Genomic DNA, 11637 nt, shown 5'->3' on the forward strand with positions numbered 1-11637 from the left:
AGGCCCGTTTTCGTTTAGCTGCGTCGGAAAAAATACCGGCTCAGCAATGCCAGTCCGCCAGCCCCCAACCCCGCGAACAGCATCGCCCAACCGGCGCCATTGCGCAGTGCCGCCTGGGCATCGTTAGCTGTCAGTCCTGGCAATTCCAACTTGCCCGCTGCAATGCCCTGACTGATGGTTGGCCATTCCAATGCAGTGCTCGCCGGCATCACCTCTGCCAGTTGATGGCTGATACCCAGCAACACCACCAGGCCCATCAGCGCGATATTGATTGCCAGGGTAATCAGCCTTGCGCTGAGGTCGATACCCGACGCCATGCCTGCGCGGTCGGCCGATACCGAGCCTGTGGTGGTATTGGTGGTGGGCGAGTTGGTCAGCGCCAGGCCCACGCCGGCCATCACGCAACTGGCCAGTATCAGCCCGATACTCGGGTGTTCGGCGATATTGGCGGCGGCCATGGCCAGAAACCCTGCGCCCATCAGGCCCAGGCCCAAAGGGATGATGCGTTCGGCGCCGTAGCGCAGGGCCAGGCGCTCGGCCAGCGGCGGCACCAGCAGGGTCGGCAAGGTGTAGGCGAGCAGGGCTGCGCCGGTGGTCAACGTGTCGTAACCCAGGCCGGCCTGGAAGTACAACGGCAGGTAGATCATGAACGGCCAGAAGCTGAAGTTCATGCCAATCGAGCCCATCAATGCGCCATTGAAGCGCCGGATGCGAAACACCGCGAAGTCGAACATCGGGTGCGCGCTGCGCCGCTCGATCACGACAAACAACAGCAACGCAGCCAGCGACAAGCCCGCCCAACCCGGCACAAAGCCATTTTCGCTGCCCTGGGTGATGAAGTAGACCAGTGCAAACACCGACAGCGTCAGCGTCAGCATGCCGGCGATATCGAGGCGATGGGCAGCCGGGTCGCGGGATTCTTCCACGCTGACGCGCAGCAGTACCCAGGTGAACAGCGTGAGTGGCACATGCACCAGGAACACCCAGCGCCAATCCGCCACGGCCAGGATCAACGCGCCGATCATCGGCCCGAAGCCCAGGCCCGCGCCGGCAATCACACCCCATATGGCAAACGCCCGCGCCCGAGCCGCCGGTTCGCGGAACAGGTGCGACAGGATGGCGAACTGGCAAATCATCATCGCCCCACCGCCAATGCCCTGGACAAACCGCGCCACAATCAGCGTGGCGGCGCTGTCGGCCAACCCGCACGCCAGCGAGGCCAGGGCGAATACCCACAGGCACAGCACCAGCATGCGTCGACGGCCAAAACGGTCGGCCAAGGTGCCGGCCGCCATCAGCACGCTGGTGCAGGCCAGGGTGTAGGCGTTCATGATCCATTGGGCGTCCTGGAAACCGGTGCCCAGTTGCTGTTCGAGCGTAGGCAAGATGATCGGCACGCTGGAAATTTCCAGGCCGAACATCAGCGCCACCAGGCACACGGCGGTGAGGGCCAGGTTGTTTCTGGCATGACTGGGCGTGCTGGCGGCCGATAACGTGGCGGCGGGTGGCATGGGATTCTCCTGTGGATAAACGACGGAATTATTCTCAGGGGAATCCATTTCTTTATTCGTGATAAGTTTTCTTTGGATAAGGGACTCAAGGGCGACAATTACAGCATGGCCACACCACGATTTGATGGCGTTGAACTCTTTTTGCAGATCGTCGAAAGCGGCAACCTGACCGAGGCCGCCGAACGGCTCAATCTCACGCGCTCGGCGGTGGGCAAAGGGTTGGCGCGGCTGGAAGCGCGGCTTGGCACATGCCTGTTGCAGCGTTCGACCCGTCGCCAACGGCTCACCGAAGACGGTCAGGCCTACTACGAACATTGCCTGCGCGCACTGGCAGAACTGGAGGCGGCCGAATCGGTGTTGGAAAGTGGTCGCCAACAACCACGCGGACGCTTGAGGGTGAGCTTGCCGCTGGCGTTCGGGCATCACTACGCGGCGCCCGCCCTGTGGGGCTTGATGGCGCGTTATCCAGAACTGGAGATCGAGATCTGCTTCGCCGACCGGCTGGTGGATCTGGCCCAGGAAGGCTTCGACGTGGCCGTGCGAATCGGCCCGCTGCCCGACACCGATCGCCTGAGCGCGCGACGCCTGGGTGAACAGTCCGTGTGCCTGGCGGCTGCACCGGCGTATTTGCAGCGTGTGGGGCCGATTGCATCCATCGACGACCTCGCCGGCCACCGAGGCATCGCCTACCGCAGCAATACCCCACACCGTTCCCGCGTGGTCTCCCCGCTGCTGATGGACGACCTCCAGGCCGTGGCCGACGCCGCTATCGCGGGCGTGGGCCTGGCCTGGTTGCCGAGTTGGCTGGTTGCGCACTATGTGCTGCGCGGACAACTGGAAGCCGTATTGCCCGCCTACCGCGAGCAGCCTTCACCGATCCATGTTATCTGGCCCACGGCAACCCATATGCCGGCCAAGACGCGCTGTGCCATCGACGCCTTGGTGGCCGGCACACCGTCGTGCCTGGCGGGCAGTTGATCAGAACGCGATAGACGTCTGCACATACACCGTACGCGGCTCACCCACGTATTTGCCCTTGTTGTTGTCGTCGAACGAGCGGGTGAAGTACTGGGTGTTGAAGATGTTTTTCACGCCCACTGCCACATTCAGATCCGACAGTTGCGGGCCGAAGTCGTAGCCCGCGCGGCTGCTGAACAGCATGTAGCCGGGGATGCGGCCGTTGGCACCGTTGGCGCTTTCGGCCTGGGTGTTGGCGTTGTCGGCGAACTGGCTGCTCTGGTAGCTGCTGTCCAGGTTGAGCTTCCAGCGGCCTTCTGTGTAGCCCACGCCGAGGGTGCCTTTGTGCTTGGACGAGAAGGGCACGCGGTTGCCTTTGTTCGGGCCGTCTTCGCGGATGGTGGCGTCGACGTAGGCGTAGGTGGCGTACACATCGAAGCCGGCCAGCGCCGGGCTCAAGCCGTCGAGGGCATAGTTGACGCTGGTCTCGATGCCCTGGTGGCGGGTTTCACCACGGGCGATTACCGAGTCGTTGGTCTGGTTACTTTCATACTGGTTGTCGAAGTTGATCAGGAACGCGCCGATCTCTGCGCGCAAGGTGCCGTCGTCGTAGCGGGTGCCGAGTTCCCAGGTGCGGGCTTTTTCCGGTTTGACTTCACCGCTGGTGACGCGGTTGGGCATCTGGCTGTATTGCACACTGCCGAACGAACCTTCGGTATTGGCGTATAGGTTCCAGCTGTCGGTGAGGTGATAGAGCACGTTCAACGCCGGCAGCGCGGTGTTGTAGTCACCCTTGTATTGGACGTTGGTCAGGTTGTTGCTCTGCTGGGACTCGATCATCTCGTAGCGAATGCCCGGGGTGATCGTCCACTTGCCGATATCAATCCGGTCATCGACGAAAAAAGCATTGGCCTCGGTGCCACCACGGGTGTCGCGGTCGTTGCGGCTGTCGGTGCTGGGGATTTGCTGGTTGTTGGCCGAAATCGGCGTGCGGTAGCGCAGTTCATGCCCGGCTTCGTTGATATAGCGGTAGCCGACGCCGACTTCATGGCTGGTCGGGCCCAGGTCAAAACCCTGGGCGAAGCGGGTTTCCAGGCCGCGTACCCAATATTCGCGTGGCGACAGCGAAAGGAACGTGCCCTGGTCCAGGTAGCCGCTGCGCAGGGTCTTGGTGAAGAAAGTATTCGCGGTGAATTCGCGGCGATCCTGCTCGTAGCGGTAACCGACGTTGAACATCGTACGGCGGCCCCAGAACTTGTCGTAGGGGCGGGTGGACTGGTACGGGTCGGCTTTGTAGTCCGCCACGTTCAAGCCGCCGGGCATGTCGGCCTGGCCTTCGTAGTACTGCGCCATCGCGTTGAAGCTGTTGGCGTCGTCGAGCTGGTATTTGCCCTTGAGGATCAGGTCGTCGATGCGCGTGTCGCTGTTTTCCCGCCAGTCGCCGCCCCGTGTGCCGGAGTACAGGATCGCGCCGCCCAGGCCATTCTCGGCGGTGCCGCCGGCCAGCAGGTTGCCGGTGGTCTTGAAGCCGTCGTGGCTGGAGGACGGGCTGGTTTCCGTCTGCAAGCCGCCTTTGACCGTGGGCGCATCCGGGATCGCGCGGGTTACGAAGTTGACCACGCCGCCGACGTTCTGCGGGCCGTAACGCACCGCGCCGCCGCCGCGCACCACGTCCACCGCGTCCATGTTGCCCATGCTGATCGGCGCGAAGGACAGTTGCGGCTGGCCATACGGCGCGAAGGGCACCGGGATGCCGTCCATCAGCACGGTCGAGCGCGACGCCAGGCGCGGGTTGAGGCCACGAATGCCGAAGTTCAGCGCCATGTCGTGGCTGCCGGTGCCGTTGTTGTCCGGGGCGTTGACGCCGGGGATGCGGTTGAGCACGTCCTTGGCCTGGGTGGCGCCCTGGCGTTCGAATGCTTCGCGGCGGATCACATCACGGGCGCCGGGATGTTCGAACACATTGGTTTGTGCCGCGTCGCCGAGCCAATCGCCGACCACGCTGGACGTCGCCAGCTCTACCGTAGCCGGAGCTTTTTCCGGTTGCAGGCTGAAAGCGTTGTCACCTTCAGGGCGGGCTTGCAGGCCGGTGCCTTCCAGCAGTTTTTGCAGGCCTTCGGCGGTGCTGTAATTGCCAGACAGCCCACGACTCTGCATGCCTGCAGTGACTTCGGAGCCGAAGGAAATCAACACGCCGGCTTCGCGACCAAACTGGTTCAGGGCCGCTTCCAGCGACGTCGGGGCAATGTGATAAGGCTTCGCGTCGGCCGCCATCACAGAAGGCAATACCGCGAAACTGAGGCTGGCGCCCAGTAACAAGTGGCGCAGGGTGCGGGCGATTAGGGTCGGCTGCTGGGGCATGAAGAGCGGTCCTGAGAAGGAAGGATCAAGGTGGCTTTCCTTCTCTGTCACGCGAGGGGTGGAAAACGGCTCACAGGTTTGCAAAATAATTTCAGGCGCGCGCCTGGACCGTCACCCAGTAGCGGGTAAAGCGCCGCACTTTGACCGGCAGGCTGACTTCCAGCAGGTCAAGAATGCGTTCGCTGTTGTCCAGCGGGTAGCTGCCGGAGATCAGCAGGTTGGCGACCTGCGGGTCGCAATTGACCTGGCCGCGACGATAGCGGCCCAGTTCGTCGAGGAAGTCCTCCAGGCGCATATGGGCGGCCACCAACATGCCGTCGGCCCACGCGCCGCTGTTGGCGTCGGTGGGGCGTGGGGTATCCCAGCCTTTGCGGGTGAAGTTGACTTGATGCGCGGCCTCGACGCTCAACGGCAGGCCGCTGTAGGTGTTGGGCATCACCTCGACCTGGCCGTCGAGCACCGCCAACTGGGTGTGGTCGTTGAACTGGCGCACGTTCAGTTGCGCCGCCTGGCTGCTGAGCAGGCCCTGGCCGGTAAGGACGCGCAAAGGGGCGTTGCCGGCGCTGCCGCTCAGCATGATCTCGCCTTCGAGCAGGCGGATCAGTCGCTGCTGGCCATCGAAATGCACATCCACCGCGCTGCCGGTGTTGAGCTGCAGCTGGCTGCCGTCGGCCAATTGCACCTTGCGTCGCTGGCCCACGGGGCTGCGGTAGTCGGCGGTCAGGGGCGGCAGGATATGTTGCTGGCGCAGGCTCCAGGCGGCGGCCGAGCCCGCGCCGAGGATCAGCAGCAGCTTGAGCGCCTGGCGCCGGCTGGTGGAGGTCGGCGCGTTCAATGCGGCATGGGCCAGGGGCGAGGGCATGCCGCGCAGGCGCTGGTTGACGCGCTGGATATGGTCCCAGGCGCGCTGGTGCTCACTGTGGGCATTCAGCCAGCGCTGCCAGGCGGCTTGCTGGCGAGGATTGAGTGCGCCTTGCTGCATTTCCATCAGCCAGTGCACGGCCTGTTCGGCAACTTGAGTGGAAAAATTCATAGGGCAAAGTAGCAGCGCAGGGCCGCTTTATTCAGGTGGCGTTTGACGGTAGCGATGGAGATGCCCAGTTCAGCGCCAATCTGCGCGTAGGTCAGGCCATCGAGTTGGGCCAGCAGGAAGGCGCGTTTGGCTTGGGTGGGCAGGCCGTCGAGCAATTGGTCCAGTTCGACCAGGGTTTGCAGGATGATTGCGCGTTCTTCTTCCGACGGTGCCACGTGTTCGGGCATCTGCGCCAGGGCGTCGAGGTAGGCGCGTTCAAGGTCCTGACGGCGGTAGAAGTTGAACAGCACGCGCTTGGCGATAGTGGTGAGAAAGGCGCGCGGCTCGACCAGCGGGGGCGTTTCCCGTGCCGTGAGTACACGGATGAACGTATCTTGCGCCAGGTCGGCAGCACTTTCCGGGCAGCCGAGCTTGCGTCGCAACCAGCCGGTGAGCCAGTGGTGATGGTCGTTGTACAGAACTTCGACGGTGTTGGACGGGCTCAACGCAAACACTCCACAAGCATCGACATGCTTTAGAGAACAAGAATTGTTCGCATTGTATGGCTCGTGACACCGTTCGGCAATCCGTCAGGGCAGGTGATTCATCCGTTCTGTTTTGCTTATGAGAATATTTATCATTAATATTGCGCGCTGATGAACCTGGCGCCTCCCGCATGAAAAGCAAAACTTCACTTTCCGCGCTGTACCGCCTGGCTGTCACGTCCCGCGTGCTGGCCGCCGTGGTCGGCGGCTACCTCATGGCCTCGCTCGCCGCCATCTGCCTGGCATTGTGGATGCCGACGTCCCGCGCCGATGCCGTGATCACCGGGATGATGAGTTCATTTGTGTTCTATCTGCTGGCGGTGCTCTGGTGCTTCGCCTGCCGTACGGCGTGGCGCGCCTGGTTTGGCGTAATGTTGCCGAGCGCGGCATTTGCCGCGCTGGCGGGCTTAGGCTTGTGGATGGCGCGCACATGAAAGAGGGATTCCGCCAGGCCATGGCCTGGTTGCACACCTGGGCGGGCTTGATCTTCGGCTGGCTGCTGTTTGCCATTTTCCTCACGGGCACCCTGTCGTACTTCAAGGATGAGATCACCCACTGGATGCAACCCGAGGTGCAGGCCCATCCGCTGGACAATGCGCGCAGCCTGAGCGTCGCGCAACACTACCTGCAGCAAGTGGCACCTACAGCGGCGCGCTGGTTTATCGCCCTGCCGGACAGTCGCGACCCTGGCCTGTCGGTCATGTGGCAAGACAAGGTCGACCCTGGCCGGCGCGGCAATTTCATGCGCAAAACCCTTGATCCCGTCAGCGGCCAAGCCGTAGAGGCCCGAGAAAGCATGGGCGGGGATTTCTTCTACCGTTTCCACTTCCAGCTGCAAATGCCTCATCCCTGGGGCCGCTGGCTGTCCACCATCGCTGCGATGGTGATGTTCGTGGCGCTGATCACGGGCATCATCACCCACAAGAAAATCTTCAAGGACTTCTTCACCTTCCGCCCCCGCAAAGGCCAGCGCTCCTGGCTCGACGGGCATAACGCGGTGGGTGTGCTGGTGCTGCCGTTTCACCTGATGATCACCTACAGCAGCCTGGTGATCTTTATGAGCATGGTGATGCCGGCGCCGATCATGGCCTCCTATGGCAACGACACCCGTGCGTTCTTCAACGAAATATTCCCCGCGACCAACAATGCGCCGGCGTCGGGCCAGCCGGGCGAACTGGCGCCGTTGCTGCCGATGTACGAGCAAGCGCGGGCGCACTGGGACGGCGGCCACGTGGGGCGCATCGGGGTGAACAACCCCAGTGATGTCAACGCGTCGGTCAATGTGTTCCGCGCAGGTTCCGACAGCGTGGTGCATGAATTCGACAGCATCGTGTCCTTCAACGGACACACCGGCGAACTGTTGCGCGCCAGCGACGGGCCATCGTTGGTCGCGATTGTCGGCGGCAGTTTCTACGGCCTGCACATGGGCCATTTTGCCGGGCCGGTGCTGCGTTGGTTGTACTTTATCTGCGGCCTGGCGGGCACGGCGATGATCGGCACCGGGCTGGTGATCTGGCTCGGCAAGCGCCAACTCAAACATGCCAGGAGCGGTGTGATGCCCTTTGAGCTGCGACTGGTGGAAGTGCTCAATATCGCCAGCATGTCCGGGCTGCTGATCGCCATTGCGGCGTTCTTCTGGGCCAACCGTCTGCTGCCGGTGAGCTTCGCCGATCGCTCCGATTGGGAAGTGCAGGCGTTCTTCATCGCCTGGGGCCTGAGCCTGATGCACGCCATTGTGCGTCGCGGCCGCCAGGGGTGGATCGAGCAATTGAGCGTCGGTGCGCTGATGTTTGTCGCCGTGCCACTGCTCAACGCAATCACCACCGATCACCATTTGGGCGTGTCCCTGGCCAGTGGCGACTGGGCGATGGCCGGCTTCGACCTGACTTGCCTGGGCAGCGGCGTGTTCCTCGCCTGGGCCGCCTGGAAGATGCAGCACCGCACGGCAGCGCAACCCAAGGCTGAACGGGCGCGTGCGCTCAACCTCAAGCAAGAGGCCAACTGAATGCTCCTCGCGCTGCTGATGTGCTACGCCGGGTTTACCGCACTGTGCTTGGCCACCGACCGGCATCACGGCGAACTGCTGCACAGCAAGCCCTCGCCCCGTCGACGCCTGGGGTTGCGTGTGGCCGGATGGTCGCTGCTTGCCGTCGCGCTCTGGCCCGCCGTGAGTGTGGCTGGTTGGGGGGAGGGATTGGTGCAGTGGTGCGCCGTATTGATGCTCAGCGCCCTGTTGCTGGTGCTGTTGTTGCCGTATCGGCCAAGGCTGGCCTTGATTCTGGCGGGCGTCGGCCTGCTGGCCAGCCCCGTTGCGGCCTTCGCCACCCTCTGAGCCCTTGCCATGATGATCAGTACCCCACCCGAATCCCAGGACAGCCCGCACACTGATGCGACGGGTGGGCGTGCGCATTTTCTGCAGGTGTTTCTGTCCCAGCGTTCGCAGATGGAAGCCTTGGTGAGCCGCCGCGTCGGCTGCCGCGCCACGGCGGCTGACCTGGTGCAGGACCTGTTCCTGCGCTTCTGGCGCCGGCCGCTGGTGCAGGTCGAAGAGCTCAGCACCTACCTGCTGCGCTGCGCCGGCAATATCGCCATCGACCATCTGCGCAGCGAAGGCGCACGGGTGCGCAGCAGCGAAGGCTGGTTGCCCGAGCAGCAGGATAACCAGGGCTGCGAACCCCAGGCCGCACTGGAGGCGGGCAACGATCTGCGCCATGTCGAAGCGGCCTTGCGCAGCCTGCCCGAACGCACGCGGCAGATTTTCCTGCTCAACCGCATCCATGGCCGCAAATACGCGGAAATCGCCAAGGCCATGGGGTTGTCCCAAAGTGCCGTGGAAAAACATATGATGCGTGCCCTCGAAGCCTGCAAGGCCAGCCTTCGCGACCCATTGCCTCCACGCACGCCAGGGAAAGCACCGTGAACGTCACCCCCACGCCAGATCAGCAACACGCCGCGCTGGCCTGGCTGAGCCTGTTGCATGATCAGCCGAGCAGCGGCGACCAGGCGACGTTCAGCCACTGGCTGCGCGCCGACCCGGCACACGTCGAGGCCTACGCCCAGGCCCAGGTGCTGTGGGAGTTGAGCGAAGTGCCCGCACGCAAACTCGCCGACGAAGACGCCCTGGCGTTGCAGGGCTATCTCAACGCGATGAACACCTCCAAACGTTCGCGTGTAGTGCGCTGGTCCGGCGCCCTGGCCATGGCTGCTTGCCTGCTGTTGATGGTGTCCATGGGCGCCGGTTGGCAGCCGTCTCGTTGGGTCGACGACATTGGCGCTGATTACGTGACCGCGCCGGGGGAGGTGAAGACCATCATCCTGGTCGATCAATCCAAAGTCACCCTCGACGCCGACAGCGCGATTGCCGTGGATTTCAGCCAGGGCGAGCGGCATATCCAATTGCGGCGTGGTGCCGGTTTTTTCAGCGTGACCCACACCGGCGAATCCTTTGTGGTGGAGGCGGGCAGCGGTGAAGCGCGGGTGCTTGGCACGCAATTCGAAGTGCGCCTGCAACCGGCGGGGGCGCAAGTGACGGTGTTGTCGGGGCGCGTCGGTGTGACCCCGTCGAAACAGGGCCCGCAGCAGATTTTGACGGCCGGCCAGCAAGTGGCCTACGCCGATGGCATTGCCGAGCCGATGCATGGTGTGGACAGCGAATCCCGCCTGGCCTGGCGCGACGGCTGGCTCAATTACTACAAGACGCCGCTGGCCGATGTAGTGAAGGATCTGGGGCGTTACTACCCCGGCCGCATCCTGTTGCTCAACGAAGAGCTGGGCGCCAAACGCGTCAGCGGCAGCTTCCCGAGCAAAGACCCGCAGGCAGTACTGAATGCGTTGCAGGCGGTGCTGGGGTTTGAGCAGCACAGCCTGTTGGGGCGGGTGATCGTGGTGCGCTGATTATTTCAGCGCGGCCATGATCGCGTCGGGATTGAAATCCCGGATCAACGTCCCATTCACCTGCACAAACGGAATCCCACCGCCGCCCAACGCCTCATACGCCTTGCGCGCCTGGGCGTCCTTCTCGATGTCGAACGCCTGGTACGGAATGCCTTTCTGATCCAGAAAGCGGCGGATCTGCTTGCAGTAACCACACCACTCGGTGGCATAGAGCACCACCCGCGCCGAGGTGCGGACCTGTTCTGAAACCACCTGCGAAGGGTTGAAGAGACGCTCGATCTTGCCCCAGTTCTGGATCACTACAACCACCAGCAACACCAGCAGGACTTTTTTAAGGACCCCGCCGAGCATCAGTTACGGCGCTTGAGCTGGTCGGTCAGTTGGGTGGGCAGACCCTTGATGATCAAGGTGCCGGCGGCCTCGTCGTATTCGATCTTGTCGCCCAGCAGGTGCGCTTCAAAGCTGATGGACAAACCCTCGGCGCGCCCGGTGAAACGGCGGAACTGGTTGAGGGTGCGCTTATCGGCCGGGATTTCCGGCGACAGGCCGTAGTCCTTGTTGCGGATATGGTCGTAGAACGCTTTTGGCCGATCTTCATCGATCAGGCCCGACAATTCTTCCAGGCCCATGGGCTCGCCGAGCTTGGCCTGGCTGCTGGCGTAGTCCACCAGGGTCTTGGTTTTTTCGCGGGCGGACTCGTCCGGCAGGTCTTCGCTTTCGACGAAGTCACTGAAGGCCTTGAGCAGCGTGCGGGTTTCGCCCGGGCCGTCGACGCCTTCCTGGCAGCCAATAAAATCGCGGAAGTACTCCGAGACCTTTTTGCCGTTCTTGCCTTTGATAAACGAGATGTACTGCTTGGACTGCTTGTTGTTCTGCCACTCGGAGACGTTGATGCGCGCCGCCAGGTGCAGTTGGCCCAGGTCCAGGTGACGCGACGGGGTCACGTCCAGTTCGTCGGTCACCGCCACGCCTTCGCTGTGGTGCAGCAGGGCGATGGCGAGGTAATCGGTCATGCCTTGCTGGTAGTGGGCGAACAGCACGTGGCCGCCGGTGGAGAGGTTGGACTCTTCCATCAGCTTTTGCAGGTGCTCGACGGCGGTGCGGCTGAAGGTGGTGAAATCCTGGCCACCCTCGAAATATTCCTTCAACCAGCCGCTGAACGGGTGCGCGCCGGACTCGGCATGGAAGAAACCCCAGGCCTTGCCCTGTTTGGCGTTGTAGCTCTCGTTGAGGTCGGCAAGCATGTTCTCGATGGCAGCGGATTCGGACAGCTCCGAGTCGCGGGCGTGGAGAACTGCGGGCGTGCCGTCGGGTTTTTTGTCGATCAGGTGGACGATGCAATGACGGATCGGCATGG

The 11637-nt window shown here is 63.0% G+C and carries 12 protein-coding genes; 6 read left to right on the forward strand and 6 right to left on the reverse strand.

Features of this window, described 5'->3' with window-relative positions; genetic code table 11:
- Nucleotides 1–14: 14 nt before the first annotated feature.
- Nucleotides 15–1511: an MFS transporter gene (locus tag NDJ82_RS21125; RefSeq protein ID WP_250926234.1), complete on the reverse strand. Its 1497-nt coding sequence runs from the start codon at nucleotides 1509–1511 to the stop codon at nucleotides 15–17.
- 105 nt (nucleotides 1512–1616) lie between these two features.
- Between NDJ82_RS21125 and NDJ82_RS21130 the strand changes: the two genes are divergently transcribed.
- The gene (locus NDJ82_RS21130; protein WP_099584987.1) at nucleotides 1617–2489 is read left to right on the forward strand and encodes a LysR family transcriptional regulator; all 873 of its coding nucleotides are present in this window, start codon (nucleotides 1617–1619) and stop codon (nucleotides 2487–2489) included.
- Here the strand turns inward: NDJ82_RS21130 and fecA are convergent, their stop codons facing one another.
- From fecA to NDJ82_RS21145, 3 genes are all read right to left on the reverse strand, one after another.
- Nucleotides 2490–4829 (reverse strand): TonB-dependent Fe(3+) dicitrate receptor FecA, encoded by a 2340-nt coding sequence (gene fecA / locus NDJ82_RS21135; protein ID WP_099584988.1) that lies wholly within the window; start codon nucleotides 4827–4829, stop codon nucleotides 2490–2492.
- A gap of 91 nt (nucleotides 4830–4920) precedes the next feature.
- The gene (locus NDJ82_RS21140) at nucleotides 4921–5862 is read right to left on the reverse strand and encodes a FecR domain-containing protein (protein ID WP_250926235.1); all 942 of its coding nucleotides are present in this window, start codon (nucleotides 5860–5862) and stop codon (nucleotides 4921–4923) included.
- Nucleotides 5859–6347 (reverse strand): sigma-70 family RNA polymerase sigma factor, encoded by a 489-nt coding sequence (locus tag NDJ82_RS21145; RefSeq protein WP_250926236.1) that lies wholly within the window; start codon nucleotides 6345–6347, stop codon nucleotides 5859–5861. The genes NDJ82_RS21140 and NDJ82_RS21145 overlap by 4 nt, the downstream gene beginning before the upstream one ends.
- A gap of 170 nt (nucleotides 6348–6517) precedes the next feature.
- Between NDJ82_RS21145 and NDJ82_RS21150 the strand changes: the two genes are divergently transcribed.
- The 5 genes from NDJ82_RS21150 to NDJ82_RS21170 are packed head-to-tail and all read left to right on the forward strand — an operon-like array spanning nucleotide 6518 to nucleotide 10280.
- Nucleotides 6518–6820, forward strand: a complete 303-nt coding sequence (locus NDJ82_RS21150; protein WP_191958205.1) for a DUF3649 domain-containing protein — start codon at nucleotides 6518–6520, stop codon at nucleotides 6818–6820.
- Nucleotides 6817–8391, forward strand: a complete 1575-nt coding sequence (locus NDJ82_RS21155) for a PepSY-associated TM helix domain-containing protein (protein WP_250926237.1) — start codon at nucleotides 6817–6819, stop codon at nucleotides 8389–8391. Before NDJ82_RS21150 ends, NDJ82_RS21155 begins: the two co-directional genes overlap by 4 nt.
- Entirely contained in the window at nucleotides 8392–8718 is a 327-nt protein-coding gene (locus NDJ82_RS21160) for a DUF3325 domain-containing protein (protein ID WP_099584993.1), read from the forward strand.
- A gap of 9 nt (nucleotides 8719–8727) precedes the next feature.
- Nucleotides 8728–9306, forward strand: a complete 579-nt coding sequence (locus NDJ82_RS21165; protein ID WP_112193613.1) for an RNA polymerase sigma factor — start codon at nucleotides 8728–8730, stop codon at nucleotides 9304–9306.
- Nucleotides 9303–10280 (forward strand): FecR family protein, encoded by a 978-nt coding sequence (locus tag NDJ82_RS21170; RefSeq protein WP_250926238.1) that lies wholly within the window; start codon nucleotides 9303–9305, stop codon nucleotides 10278–10280. The genes NDJ82_RS21165 and NDJ82_RS21170 overlap by 4 nt, the downstream gene beginning before the upstream one ends.
- Here NDJ82_RS21170 and NDJ82_RS21175 read toward each other — a convergent pair whose 3' ends face one another.
- Both NDJ82_RS21175 and yejK read right to left on the reverse strand, forming a co-directional pair.
- Nucleotides 10281–10631, reverse strand: a complete 351-nt coding sequence (locus NDJ82_RS21175; RefSeq protein ID WP_099584996.1) for a glutaredoxin family protein — start codon at nucleotides 10629–10631, stop codon at nucleotides 10281–10283. It lies immediately after the preceding gene.
- The gene (gene yejK / locus NDJ82_RS21180; protein WP_032886429.1) at nucleotides 10631–11635 is read right to left on the reverse strand and encodes a nucleoid-associated protein YejK; all 1005 of its coding nucleotides are present in this window, start codon (nucleotides 11633–11635) and stop codon (nucleotides 10631–10633) included. Before yejK ends, NDJ82_RS21175 begins: the two co-directional genes overlap by 1 nt.
- Between the last annotated feature and the right edge of the window lie 2 nt (nucleotides 11636–11637).

The sequence above is a fragment of the Pseudomonas sp. SR18 genome, from assembly GCF_023701505.1.
Lineage (GTDB): Bacteria > Pseudomonadota > Gammaproteobacteria > Pseudomonadales > Pseudomonadaceae > Aquipseudomonas > Aquipseudomonas cyclaminis.